This window comes from Streptomyces sp. E11-3, assembly GCF_046540415.1.
In the GTDB taxonomy this organism is placed as follows: domain Bacteria; phylum Actinomycetota; class Actinomycetes; order Streptomycetales; family Streptomycetaceae; genus Streptomyces.
In genome coordinates, this window is record NZ_JAZGRL010000001.1 from 4,012,685 (window position 1) to 4,025,091 (window position 12,407).

Annotated in this window: 11 protein-coding genes and 4 tRNA genes; 6 read left to right on the plus strand and 9 right to left on the minus strand. The window is 69.1% G+C overall.

Annotated features, from left to right (window positions below):
• Positions 1-109: 109 nt before the first annotated feature.
• A complete protein-coding gene (locus U9R90_RS18570) occupies positions 110-361 on the minus strand; it encodes a DUF3073 domain-containing protein (RefSeq protein WP_411057569.1) in 252 nt (83 codons plus the stop codon).
• A 290-nt stretch (positions 362-651) separates the two neighbouring features.
• Positions 652-1,749 (minus strand): Leu/Phe/Val dehydrogenase, encoded by a 1,098-nt coding sequence (locus U9R90_RS18575; RefSeq protein WP_411057570.1) that lies wholly within the window; start codon positions 1,747-1,749, stop codon positions 652-654.
• 209 nt (positions 1,750-1,958) lie between these two features.
• Between U9R90_RS18575 and U9R90_RS18580 the strand changes: the two genes are divergently transcribed.
• Together U9R90_RS18580 and bldC are read left to right on the plus strand one after the other, a co-directional pair.
• Positions 1,959-2,813 (plus strand): hypothetical protein, encoded by an 855-nt coding sequence (locus U9R90_RS18580; RefSeq protein WP_411057571.1) that lies wholly within the window; start codon positions 1,959-1,961, stop codon positions 2,811-2,813.
• Between the two features lie 516 nt (positions 2,814-3,329).
• Positions 3,330-3,536, plus strand: coding sequence for a developmental transcriptional regulator BldC (gene bldC / locus U9R90_RS18585; protein ID WP_003949541.1), 207 nt, complete (start codon positions 3,330-3,332; stop codon positions 3,534-3,536).
• Between the two features lie 515 nt (positions 3,537-4,051).
• On the opposite strand, the gene U9R90_RS18590 is transcribed toward bldC, so the two are convergent.
• The 3 genes from U9R90_RS18590 to hrpA form a co-directional block, all read right to left on the minus strand.
• The gene (locus U9R90_RS18590) at positions 4,052-4,252 is read right to left on the minus strand and encodes a DUF6274 family protein (protein WP_411057572.1); all 201 of its coding nucleotides are present in this window, start codon (positions 4,250-4,252) and stop codon (positions 4,052-4,054) included.
• A gap of 122 nt (positions 4,253-4,374) precedes the next feature.
• Positions 4,375-4,449: transfer RNA gene (locus tag U9R90_RS18595), tRNA-Asp, on the minus strand.
• Between the two features lie 247 nt (positions 4,450-4,696).
• The gene (hrpA, locus tag U9R90_RS18600; RefSeq protein ID WP_411057573.1) at positions 4,697-8,659 is read right to left on the minus strand and encodes an ATP-dependent RNA helicase HrpA; all 3,963 of its coding nucleotides are present in this window, start codon (positions 8,657-8,659) and stop codon (positions 4,697-4,699) included.
• An 82-nt stretch (positions 8,660-8,741) separates the two neighbouring features.
• On the opposite strand from hrpA, the gene U9R90_RS18605 reads away from it, so the two are divergent.
• The 4 genes from U9R90_RS18605 to U9R90_RS18620 all read left to right on the plus strand — a co-directional run bounded on the left by U9R90_RS18605 (position 8,742) and on the right by U9R90_RS18620 (position 11,517).
• Positions 8,742-9,185 (plus strand): hypothetical protein, encoded by a 444-nt coding sequence (locus U9R90_RS18605; protein ID WP_411057574.1) that lies wholly within the window; start codon positions 8,742-8,744, stop codon positions 9,183-9,185.
• 86 nt (positions 9,186-9,271) lie between these two features.
• Positions 9,272-9,814, plus strand: coding sequence for a hypothetical protein (locus tag U9R90_RS18610; protein WP_411057784.1), 543 nt, complete (start codon positions 9,272-9,274; stop codon positions 9,812-9,814).
• A 72-nt stretch (positions 9,815-9,886) separates the two neighbouring features.
• Positions 9,887-10,657 carry a DsbA family protein gene (locus U9R90_RS18615; protein ID WP_411057575.1) on the plus strand — a complete coding sequence of 257 codons (771 nt, stop codon included), beginning with the start codon at positions 9,887-9,889 and terminating at the stop codon, positions 10,655-10,657.
• Positions 10,654-11,517 (plus strand): cytochrome c biogenesis CcdA family protein, encoded by an 864-nt coding sequence (locus U9R90_RS18620; protein ID WP_411057576.1) that lies wholly within the window; start codon positions 10,654-10,656, stop codon positions 11,515-11,517. Before U9R90_RS18615 ends, U9R90_RS18620 begins: the two co-directional genes overlap by 4 nt.
• Before the next feature lie 42 nt (positions 11,518-11,559).
• On the opposite strand, the gene U9R90_RS18625 is transcribed toward U9R90_RS18620, so the two are convergent.
• The 4 genes from U9R90_RS18625 to U9R90_RS18640 form a co-directional block, all read right to left on the minus strand.
• Positions 11,560-11,633: transfer RNA gene (locus U9R90_RS18625), tRNA-Phe, on the minus strand.
• A gap of 23 nt (positions 11,634-11,656) precedes the next feature.
• Positions 11,657-11,731 (minus strand) — tRNA-Asp (locus U9R90_RS18630).
• A 39-nt stretch (positions 11,732-11,770) separates the two neighbouring features.
• Positions 11,771-11,869 (minus strand) — tRNA-Asp (locus U9R90_RS18635).
• Positions 11,870-11,994: 125 nt separating this feature from the next.
• Positions 11,995-12,309: an acyl carrier protein gene (locus U9R90_RS18640; protein WP_411057577.1), complete on the minus strand. Its 315-nt coding sequence runs from the start codon at positions 12,307-12,309 to the stop codon at positions 11,995-11,997.
• Positions 12,310-12,407 lie beyond the last annotated feature (98 nt).

A 12,407-nucleotide genomic window follows, 5' to 3' on the forward strand; every position in this document is an offset into this window, starting at 1 on the left:
AAAAGGGCAGCACAGAACCCGGTCCGGCGCTGAGGCCCCGGACCGGGTGCTGTGAATATCTATGCCGCTGGCTCTGACTGACCAGCGAGCTGGTGCTGCTGCAACGAGGTCAAGCGCCGCGGCGCCGCGACGAGGGCCCGGACTCGTCTGAAGAGTCCTCGTCCTCGTCGTTGTACCGATCCGCGTACTGGGCGTACGGGTCTTCGTCCTCGTCGTCTTCGAACGGCTCGCCATTCGGCGGTTGGCTCGAAGTCGATGCGCCCAGCTCATTGGCCAGACGCGACAGGTCAGTCCCGCCGCTGCTGTACTTCAGCTGGCGGGCGACCTTCGTCTGCTTGGCCTTTGCCCGGCCGCGCCCCATGGCTCGACCCCCTTGGATATGAGGCTCGATGGCCCCAGAGTCTTGACACGCGTTCATGGTTCAGAACGGACTCTCCTCGGAGAGACCGGTCCGTAGGGCTTCAACGGTACCTGCTTCGGCGGCCATACGGTACGCCGCCCACAGGACACGCCTCGCCCCGAGACCCTCAGGAACCCTTGTCCCCGCTGGTCAACACCGATTTTAACCTCTTATTCGCGGGCGACCCGCCGACGAGCGTGAGTCTCGTCTCTCCGACGCGTCCGCTACCCGTCGGCGAGCCGCCCCCTCAGTCAGCTACGGCGGGCCTCCGCCATCCGCTGCTCGGCCAGCCGGTCGGCTGCCGCGGCCGGCGGAATCCCGTCACGCTTCGCACGTGCGAATATGGCGAGGGTGGTGTCGTAGATCTTCGACGCCTTGGCCTTGCAGCGGTCGAAGTCGAAGCCGTGCAGCTCGTCGGCGACCTGGATCACGCCGCCCGCGTTCACCACGTAGTCGGGCGCGTAGAGGATGCCCCGGTCGGCGAGGTCCTTCTCCACACCCGGGTGCTCCAGCTGGTTGTTGGCCGCACCGCACACCACCTTGGCGGTGAGGACCGGCACCGAGTCGTCGTTCAGCGCGCCGCCGAGCGCGCACGGGGCGTACACATCGAGGCCCTCGACCCGGATCAGCGCCTCGGTGTCGGCGACCGCGGTGACCTCGCCACCGGGGTGCCTGTCGAGAATCCGCTGGACGGACTCCGCGCGGACATCGGTGATCACGACCTGGGCGCCGTCCTCGACGAGGTGCTCGACCAGGTGGTGGCCGACCTTGCCGACCCCGGCGACACCGACCTTGCGGCCGCGCAGTGAGGGGTCGCCCCACAGGTGCTGGGCCGAGGCGCGCATGCCCTGGAAGACGCCGAAGGCGGTCAGTACGGAGGAGTCGCCCGCGCCGCCGTTCTCGGGGGAGCGGCCGGTGGTCCAGCGGCACTCGCGGGCGACGATGTCCATGTCGGCGACGTAGGTGCCGACGTCGCAGGCGGTGACGTAGCGCCCGCCGAGCGAGGCCACGAACCGGCCGTAGGCGAGCAGCAGCTCCTCGCTCTTGATCTTGTCCGGGTCGCCGATGATGACGGCCTTGCCGCCGCCGTGGTCGAGCCCGGCCAGGGCGTTCTTGTACGACATGCCGCGGGAGAGGTTGAGCGCGTCGGCGACGGCCTCCGCCTCGCTCGCGTACGGGTAGAAGCGGGTGCCGCCGAGGGCGGGGCCCAGGGCGGTGGAGTGGATGGCGATCACGGCCTTGAGGCCGCTGGCCCGGTCCTGACAGAGCACGACCTGCTCATGTCCCCCCTGGTCCGAGTGGAACAAGGTGTGCAGTACATCGGCAGGGGCGCCGGTCACTTCGGTCACGGTGGTGACTCCCATGTGTGTTGCGGCGGATGAGGCGGCGCTCGTACGGGTGGCGAGTGCCGTGGGCAAGAGAGTAAGACCTCCGGGCCCTCGCGATCCGTCCAGTGCTGAGGATCACCCTCTCCCGGCCGAGGGGGGTGGGACGATTCGCGGAGTTCACAGACTTTCGCGGGCGGTTTGCCGCAAGGGCTACAGGGGAGGGAGCAGTCGTGCCCAAGGTGTCCTCGCCAGCTGTCCCGTACGCGTCCTATCTGCGGGTGTACGAGCCGCTGGCGGCGTTCCCCGAGCCGGAGCGCGGCCACTGGGAGCGCTATGCGCGGCGGCCCGAGCATCCCTCGTACCAGGACGAACTGCGACGGTCCCTGCGGGACTTACTGCCGACGCCACCGGTGCCGGTGCCGGTGCACGAGAGCGCCGACGCGTTTGTGGCCCATGTCGACGGGGTGCTGTGCGTGTGCCCCTGGCGGACCCGGCTGCGCGGCTGGCAGGCGCTGGGCGAGCTCGCCGAGCAGCTGCCGGCGCCGGTCCTGGACGCGGTGCTGCCCCCGGTGGTGCGCGGTCAGGCGGCCGCGGACTACGAGCGCTGGCGCGAGCGCAACCCGGACGCGCGGCCCTGGATTCGCACCTCGGTCTGGCAGATTCCGCTGAGCTGGTTCGTGCTGGTCTCCGACGGGGAGCGGCGGTACGCCAAGGGGGGCTCGGCGGCCGACGGCGACCAGGCCCCGGTGCTGCGCTACCGCACACCGATGGTGCAGGCCAGGCGGCGCGTGGCGCGTGCCCTGAAGGCGCTGCGGGACACCATCGAGGAGGGTCCGCTGATCGACGGCCTGGTAGATGTGGGGCGGTGGCTGGAGGAGTTCCACCCCCGGTCGCTGGTCGAGCTGGACTACGGCGGCCTGGTGCACACTCTTGCGGCGGGCCAGCTCGACGCGGACCACTCGGCGGCGGATGTCGCCGAGGGCATCGAGGCGCTCAGGTCCGGGGACGGTGCCGCGGCGGCCGAGGCGTACGCGCGGCTGGTGGAGCGGTGGCGTGCGGTACGCGAGCGACAGTTCGCAAGCTGACCCGCGCGTGACATATCCGACACCTCAGGCCTTTTGCCGCGACCGCGACGAGGCTAGGGTCAAGGGCACCCGGGGACGTAGGTCCCGATCCGGGCTTTTGCCTCAAGCGTGACGGACCGCACTTACGGTGCCCTTGCCCTGATCCCCCACCCTCATGCCAAAATAGGACAAGGAGTCCGGGGAGGGCTCCTTCCGTCCAAGTGTGGGCGGATTGCTCGGCATTGCACTCTATGGGGGGCCTGATGACTTCTGATCACACTGTGACTGATCGTCACAGTGGCGTGACTGTCCGCTATGGCACGGTCCATCGGGTTCCGTCGTTGATGGACACCTGAGAGGGCAATTCCATCGGTTTGGCCGACGCGGCTGGACAGATGGTGTAGTTGTAGTGCCGAGGACAAGCCGTTCGTCCTATAACCGACTCGACTCGCGTCCGCCATTTCGGGCAACGCGGGCCAAGGTGCAGAATTTAGAGGAAAGAACCGAGAAGGTTCGGTTCTCCCGAGGAGGCCGCTCATGACCGCTCGCACCCCTGATGCCGAGCCGCTGCTGACCCCGGCTGAGGTCGCCACGATGTTCCGCGTGGACCCGAAGACGGTCACGCGCTGGGCCAAGGCCGGCAAGCTGACGTCCATCCGCACGCTGGGTGGGCATCGCCGTTATCGCGAGGCTGAGGTCCGCGCGCTGCTTGCGGGTATTCCGCAGCAGCGTAGCGAGGCCTGACCTGCACAGCCTCAACAACTCCATAGCAGTACACAATCGGGCAAGTCCGGGTCCCCCAACTCGGACCGCGTCCGGCTGTAGCTCTACCCGACGGGTCCTGCCCCAACAGGTCCCACCCCGCCTAGTGGGGGGCATGTCGTTGATCGCGCTGGACTCCGCCGGGTCCAGCGCGATTTTTTTATGCGCTCGACGGGCCCATGAGCGGGTCGCTGGGCGGCTCTTGGGTGGGTCGCGTCGGACTCCGGTGCGGGGTGTCCGCTCAGGGCGACAGCTCCTGGTCCGGCGCTCCGGCTGGTCGTTTTGCGGCCCTCAGCATGATCGTGCAATTGCACATATTAAATCGAGGCGTTGTAGGGGTGGTGTAAGTGCAGGGGTTCCAAAAACTTGTTCTGTGATGCCAGTCACAGGCCAAGTGCGGGCCGGTCATGGGCCAGTGGCGGGCCAGCGGTGGGCCGGTCGTGGGTCGGTGACCCAGTCGATGACCCAGCGATGGGGTGAAGTGCCCCTCGCCCGGGTCACGCGTCTGCGGGGCTTTCCTCCTCGACCGGCTCCCGGTCCTCCGAGGGGCGGGGCATGCGGCGCGGCGCGGGCTCCAGGGCGAGCCGCAGAAGCTGATGGCAGATCGGACAGTGGCGCGTCACGTGGCGATAGCCGGACGCGGCCGACAGATGGGCCCGTAACAAGGCGCGTGTCTCGTGCCGTCCAGCCTTGGCCATCCGCCGCCCCCTTCGGGTCACTCATCCCTTGATGTGTGAGTACCGGCGGCAGTTGACCCCGTCAAGACGCGCGGAAGCCCGGATCTGATGATCCGGGCTTCCGTATCTGACGCTATCTCTTGCGGTCCTGACGGGATTTGAACCCGCGGCCTCCACCTTGACAGGGTGGCGAGCACTCCAAACTGCTCCACAGGACCAGGTTTCGCAGCAACCGATTCGTGCGCTGTGCTGCGAAAAGAGACTCTACAGCAGCGGATCCCGTGGGTCGAACTCGCTGCCCNCCGCGGCCTCCACCTTGACAGGGTGGCGAGCACTCCAAACTGCTCCACAGGACCAGGTTTCGCAGCAACCGATTCGTGCGCTGTGCTGCGAAAAGAGACTCTACAGCAGCGGATCCCGTGGGTCGAACTCGCTGCCCGTGACGACGCGGCTACGGAAAACCCCCTACGGCGCGGCCGCGTCGATCGCCTTCACGATCCGCTTGTCCGAGACCGGATACGCCGTGCCCAGCGCATGCGCGAAGTAGCTGACCCGGAGCTCCTCCAGCATCCAGCGGATGTCCAGGACCTCCTGCGGTACGGGGCGGCCCTGCGGCAGCTGTTCGAGCAGCCAGGCGTATTCGTCCGCCATCTCGTGGACCTTCGCCATCCGGGTGGTGTCCCGCTGGACGTTGGTCGGCATCTGCTGGAGCCGCCGGTCGGCGGCGATCAGATAGCGCATCAGATCCGGCAGCCTGCGCAGACCCGTCGCCGTCACGAAGCCCGGCTTGACGAGCGCGTCCAGCTGGCCGCGTACGTCCGCGAGGTTGGGCAGCAGCGCGGGGCTCCGCGACGCCTTCAGCCGGCGCTCACAGGCCGACCAGGCGGCCAGCACCTGCTGCACCTGGCCGACCGCCTTGACGGTCACGTCGACGATGTCGGCGCGCACCTGGTCGAAGAGCTTGCGGTACGACTCCTCGTCCCAGGCGGGCCCGCCGTGGTCGGCGATCAGCTTGTCCGCCGCGGCCGTCGCGCAGTCCTCGAACAGCGCCTGAACCGAGCCGTGCGGGTTCGCGGACAGGCTGATCTTCTGCTGGTTGGTGAGCTTCTCGGACGCGAACTTCGCCGGGTTCACCGGGATGTTCAGCAGGATCAGCCTCCGGGTGCCCTGCCACATCGCCTGCGTCTGCTCGGCCTCGGTGTCGAAGAGGCGTACGGAGACACTGTCGGCACCCGCCACCAGCGCCGGGTACGCCTTCACCGGCTGACCGGCCCGCCGGGTCTCGAAGACCCGGCTGAGCGTGCCGATCGTCCAGTCCGTGAGCCCCGTGCGCTCGATGGCCGCGCCGCCCGAGCGCTCGGCGGTGGCCGCGGCGGCCTGCGAGAGCGCCTTACGGGCCTTGGGCTTCAACTGGAGCCTGAGCGCCTCCAGGTCCTTGTCCTCGGCGACCGTGCGGCGCCGCTCGTCCACGACCCGGAAGGTGACCTTGAGGTGGTCGGGCACCCGGCCCAGGTCGAAGTCGTCGGCCGTGACCGGGACTCCGACCATGCCCTTCAGCTCGCGGGCCAGGGTCACCGGCAGCGGCTCCTGCAGCGGCACGGCCCGTTCCAGGAACGCCTTCGCGTAGTTGGGGGCCGGGACGTAGTGGCGGCGGATCGGCTTCGGCAGGGAGCGGATCAACTCGGTGACCACATCCTCGCGCAGCCCTGGGATCTGCCAGTCAAAGCCCTCGTCCGTGACCTGGTTGAGCACCTGGAGCGGAATGTGCACCGTGACACCGTCGGCGTCCGTACCCGGCTCGAACTGGTAGGTGACCCTGAACTTCAGCGCGCCCTGGCGCCAGGAGTCGGGGTAGTCCGCCTTGGTGACGGCCTCCGCGGACTCCCGGATGAGCATCGAGCGCTCGAAGTCCAGGAGTTCGGGCTCCTCCTTGTGCTTGTGCTTCCACCAGGAGTCGAAGTGGGCGCCGGAGACGACATGGTCGGGGACCCGCTCGTCGTAGAAGTCGAAGAGCGTGTCGTCGTCGACCAGGATGTCCCGGCGCCGGGCGCGGTGCTCCAGCTCCTCGACCTCGGTCAGCAGCCTGCGGTTGTCCGCGAAGAACTTGTGGTGGGTGCGCCAGTCGCCCTCCACCAGGGCGTTCCTGATGAACAGCTCGCGGGAGACCTCCGCGTCGATCCGGCCGTAGTTCACCTTGCGCTGGGCGACGATCGGGACGCCGTACAGCGTCACCTTCTCGTACGCCATCACGGCCGCCATGTCCTTTTCCCAGTGGGGTTCGGAGTACGTCCGCTTGATGAGGTGCTGGGCGAGCGGCTCGACCCACTCCGGCTCGATCTTCGCGTTGACCCGGGCCCACAGGCGTGACGTTTCGACCAGCTCGGCGGACATCAGGAAGCGCGGCGGCTTCTTGAAGAGCGCGGAGCCGGGGAAGACGGCGAACTTGGCGCCACGGGCGCCGAGGTAGTCGTTCCGGCCGCCGTCCCTCTTCGCGCCGTCCTTCTGCGCGCTCTCCTTCACGTCCTTCATGCCGATGTGGGAGAGCAGGCCGGAGAGGAGCGAGATGTGGACCTGCTGGTCCGCGGCATCGTCCTCGTTGAGGTGGATGCCCATCTGCTTGGCGACCGTACGCAGTTGCGTGTAGATGTCCTGCCACTCGCGGATACGCAGGAAGTTGAGGTACTCGGCCTTGCACATCCGGCGGAACGAGGACGAGCCCCGCTCCCGCTGCTGCTCGCGGACGTACCGCCACAGGTTGAGATAGGCCAGGAAGTCGGAGGTCTCGTCCTTGAAGCGGGCGTGCTGCTGGTCGGCCTGGGCCTGCTTCTCGGCGGGCCGCTCGCGCGGGTCCTGGATGGAGAGCGCCGCGGCGATCACCATCACCTCGCGTACGCAGCCGTTCTTGTCGGCCTCGATGACCATGCGGGCCAGGCGGGGGTCGACGGGCAGCTGGGCGAGTTTGCGGCCCAGTTGGGTCAGGCGCTTGCGGGCGTCCTTCTGGGTGGGGTCGAGTGCGCCCAGTTCCTGCAGGAGTTGGACGCCGTCGCGGATGTTGCGGTGGTCCGGCGGGTCGATGAAGGGGAACTTCTCGATGTCGCCGAGCCCGGCCGCGGTCATCTGGAGGATGACGCTCGCCAGGTTCGTCCGGAGGATCTCGGCGTCCGTGAACTCCGGGCGGGCCTCGAAGTCGTCCTCCGAGTACAGGCGGATACAGATGCCGTCCGACGTACGGCCGCAGCGGCCCTTGCGCTGGTTGGCGCTGGCCTGGCTGACCTGCTCGATCGGCAGCCGCTGGACCTTGGTGCGGTGGCTGTAGCGGGAGATACGGGCAGTGCCCGGGTCGATGACGTACTTGATGCCGGGAACGGTCAGCGAGGTCTCGGCGACGTTCGTCGCCAGAACGATCCTGCGGCCGCTGTGCCGCTGGAAGACGCGATGCTGCTCGGCGTGCGAGAGGCGGGCGTAGAGCGGGAGGATCTCGGTGGCCTTGAGTCTGCGCTTGGTGAGCGCGTCCGCGGTGTCGCGGATCTCGCGCTCGCCGGAGAGGAAGACCAGGACGTCGCCCGGACCCTCGGTCTGGAGCTCGTCGACGGCGTCGCAGATCGCGGTGATCTGGTCGCGGTCGGACTCTTCGCTGTCCTCTTCGAGCAGCGGGCGGTAGCGGACCTCCACGGGGTACGTGCGGCCGCTGACCTCGACGATCGGGGCGGCGCCGAAGTGCCGCGAGAAACGCTCCGGGTCGATGGTCGCCGAGGTGATGACGACCTTCAGATCCGGGCGCTTGGGCAGCAGCTGGGCGAGATAGCCGAGCAGGAAGTCGATGTTCAGGGACCGCTCGTGCGCCTCGTCGATGATGATCGTGTCGTAGGCGCGCAGCTCGCGGTCGGTCTGGATCTCGGCGAGCAGGATGCCGTCCGTCATCAGCTTGATGAAGGTGGACTCCGCTTTCACCTGGTCGGTGAAGCGGACCTTCCAGCCGACCGCCTCGCCGAGCGGAGTGTCCAGCTCCTCCGCGACGCGTTCGGCGACCGTGCGGGCGGCGATCCGGCGCGGCTGCGTATGGCCGATCATGCCGCGTACGCCGCGGCCGAGCTCCAGGCAGATCTTCGGGATCTGGGTCGTCTTGCCGGACCCCGTCTCACCCGCGACGATCACGACCTGATGGTCGCGGATCGCCTCCAGGATCTCGTCCCGCTTCTGGCTGACCGGGAGCTGCTCGGGGTAGGTGATCTCGGGTAGGGCCGAGCGCCGGTCCTGTATCCGGGCAGCGGACTTCCCGGCCTCGGCCGCGATCTCGTCCAGGACGGCCTGGCGGGCCTCGGGCTTGCGGATGCGGCGGGCGCCCTCGAGGCGGCGCCCCAGCCGGTGCGCGTCGCGGAGTGAGACCTCGTCGAGCAGCTGCTGGAGGTCGGCGAAGGAAGTAGACATACGAACCCCAGGATCTCACTCGTGCCGGATCGCTGGCGAACGCATTACCACCCCCTCCGCTTCGGTGGTGCAGTATGGACCCATGTCCCACCCCTGCCCCCGCCGCCGCGCCGCGGTGAACGCGCTGCTCAGCGTGGTGTTCGTGGCGTTGACCCTGGGGGTGTTCTGCGGGGCCGCGAGTGCGGCACCGGCCGTCAGGGCGGGCTCTGGTGTTACGGCGGGCTCGGCTGCCACGGCGGACATCGGTGACACAGCCGCGGAGCGGGCGGCCGTCGATGCCGCCCGGGCCGCGTCCACGGACGACGGCCAGGGCTGCGGCCAGCGGGACCCGTCCGATCCCGACGGGAACCCGGCCACGCCGCCGCGCGGGGCCGCCGCCTCCGAACTGCTCACGGCACTCGCCCACGGGCACGGCGGGTACGACGGCGCCTGGCTGGCCGACACCACCCATGGCGACGCGCTCGCCGACCGGGCGCCGCCGCTCGACCCGCCCACCCCCGTCGAACTCTCCGTCCTGCGCGTGTAGGCCGCCCTCCGGGCCCCCTACCACCACGCTCAGGACAGGAGACACCTGAAGTGACCACTGCCGCCCCGCGCCGCGCGGGCGCTCTGCTGCGCGCCTGCGGCGCCAGCGTGCGGCTCGCGCTGCGCGCCCCCGCCGCCTGGCCGCTCGCCCGCTGGGCCGTCGCGCTCGGCTCCGCCGTGGGCTGCGCGCTGCTGATCGGGCTGCCGACGGACCTGATCCCCAACCCCGTCTTCGGCCGCGAGATCCCGCCGGAGCCGTGGAGCTACCCCGTACTGGTGGCCTCCGCGCTGCTCGCGGGGGTGCTGCTTGCGACGTACGTCCGTACGGGAGCGGTGGACCGTGCGGGGGCAGCGGGCCGTGCGGGGCGTGCGTCGCGGCTCGGCTCGGTCGGCGGACTGCTGTCCTTTCTCGCCGTGGGCTGCCCGGTCTGCAACAAGCTGGTGCTGCTCGCGCTGGGCACATCGGGCGCGCTGAGCATCTGGGCGCCGCTGCAGCCCGCGCTGGCCGTGGTCTCGCTGCTGCTGCTCGCGGTGGCCACGGTGCGGCGACTCTCGGGTGAGGTGGCCTGTCCGGCTGCTCCTGCTCCTGCTCCTGGTGCTGGTGGCGCTGGCGCTGGCGTCACTCGCTGAGCGTCGTCCCCTTCTTCCCGTTCTTCCCCTTCTTCCCCTCTTCTTCATTTCTCTTAGGAGTACCGAACCCCCGTGTCCGTCACCCCTGCAAAGAACTCTGCCCAGACCTCCCGGCGCCGCGGAATCGCGCTCGGCGCGGGCGTCCTCACCGCCGCCGTACTGCTCGGCGTCTTCTCGTACACGGCGACCAAGCCGGACGGCGCCTCGTCCAGCTCCTCCACCTCGTCCGCCGCGTCGGGTGACAAGCCGGCCGCCGAGGTGTCCTCCGACCCGCAGGAGGGCGCTTACGCCGAGCTGGAGAAGCTGGCCAGGCGCGACGCCAAGGACCCGCTCGCGCAGGGCCGGGCCGACGCGCCCGTGGTGCTCATCGAGTACGCCGACTTCCAGTGCTCCTACTGCGGCAAGTTCGCCCGGGACACCGAGCCCGCTCTGGTGAAGAAGTACGTCGACGACGGCACGCTGCGGATCGAGTGGCGCAACTTCCCGATCTTCGGCGCGAAGTCCGAGGCCGCGGCCCGGGCCGCCTGGGCCGCCGGGCGGCAGGGCCGGTTCTGGGAGTTCCACGAGGCGGCGTTCGCGCCGGGTGCGAAGGAGAAGGGCTTCGGTGCCGGGCGGCTCGACGAGCTGGCCCGTACGGCCGGCGTCGAGGATCTCGCCCGGTTCCGTAAGGACCGGGAGTCCGACGCGGCGAAGCGGGCCGTCGACAAGGACCGCGAGGAGGCGTACGGGCTCGGTGCCACCTCGACCCCGTCCTTCCTGGTCAACGGACGGCCGCTGGCGGGCGCCCAGCCTGAGGAGACCTTCACGCAGGCGATCGAGGCGGCGAAGCAGGCCGCCGAGTGAGTGACATCGGGTATCTCGCCGCGTTTCTCGGTGGACTGCTGGCGTTGCTCAGCCCGTGCAGTGCGCTGCTGCTTCCGGCGTTCTTCGCGTACTCGATCGACAGCTCGTCGCGGTTGCTGGCCCGGACCGGGATCTTCTATCTCGGTCTTGCGACGACGCTGGTTCCGCTGGGCGCGGCGGGGTCGTATGCGAGCCGCTTCTTCTACGGCAACCGGGATCTGCTGGTGCTGGTCGGGGGCTGGCTGATCATCGTGCTCGGGGTGCTGCAGATCCTGGGCATGGGCTTCGCCTCGCGGCGGATGGCGGAACTGTCGGGCCGTATCCGGCCGACCACCGCGCTGTCCGTGTACGCGCTGGGCGCCGTCTACGGGCTGGCCGGGTTCTGCGCGGGCCCGATCCTCGGCAGTGTGCTGACGGTGGCCGCGCTGGGTGGCAATCCGGGGTACGGCGGGGCGCTGCTCGCGGTGTACGCGTTGGGGATGGCGGTGCCGTTGTTTGTGCTGGCGCTGCTGTGGGAGCGGTTTGAGCTGGGGCGGCGGGGGTGGCTGCGGGGCCGGACGCTGCGTATCGGCGGGCGGCTCGAGTTGCATACGACGTCGCTGCTGTCCGGCGTCTTCTTCGTCGTTCTGGGGGCGATGTTCCTGGTGTACGACGGGGCTGCGGCGCTGCCGGGGCTGCTGGGAGCGGATGAGTCGTTCGCGGCCGAGCGGTGGGCCCGGGATGTGGGGGACCAGGTACCGGATGCCGTGCTGCTGTTGGGCGTGGTGGCCGTGGTCGCGTCGGTCTTTGTGATGCGGGAGCTCAGGGCGCGGCGGCGTGCGCGGCGGGACGCGGCCGCGCGGGAGGCGGTGGAACGGTAGACACGGCGAAGGCCCCGTCCACTGGACGGGGCCTTCGGGTTGTGGCTGGGGCCGGGGTCGAACCGGCGACCTATCGCTTTTCAGGCGATCGCTCGTACCAACTGAGCTACCCAGCCACGCGATCCACAAGGGATCACAGCGGTCCTGACGGGATTTGAACCCGCGGCCTCCACCTTGACAGGGTGGCGAGCACTCCAAACTGCTCCACAGGACCAAGCGTGTGTGCGGGACTAGTCTCGCACACGCTCTGGCATGTTCCCAACGGGATTCCGGCCGCCTTCCTGAGCTGGAAGGAGANCCGCGGCCTCCACCTTGACAGGGTGGCGAGCACTCCAAACTGCTCCACAGGACCAAGCGTGTGTGCGGGACTAGTCTCGCACACGCTCTGGCATGTTCCCAACGGGATTCCGGCCGCCTTCCTGAGCTGGAAGGAGATCGGCTCCGTTAAGAGCTGTCACCAGGGGTGACGTCGCTGGATCAGCGTAGCAGAGGGTGGGCCGTGCCCTGAAAACGGGCGTCCAGGGGGCGGCGCCCCGTCCGGGCGTAGGCGTCCGTCGGGTTTGCCGCGCGGACGGTCTGCCACAGATATCCCACGGTGGTGAAGTTCTCGGCGCCCAGGAGCACGTTTACGCACTCCACGCCGTAGACCTTCTCCAGCTCCTCCAGGAGCTCGACCACGCCCAGTGAGTCGAGGCCCAGGTCACGCAGGTCGGTGTCCTCCTCGAATTCCACGTCGGCGTCGGGGAACGGCAGCTGCCCGCGCAGCAGGAACTCGAAGTTCTGGTCCCACATGGCGACTCCACTTCTCTGGGTGTCCGACGTGACGCTATGAGCGCGCCCGCGGCCCGGCAACGGATGTTCCGTTCTTCAGTGGTCGGGCGGAATTCGTA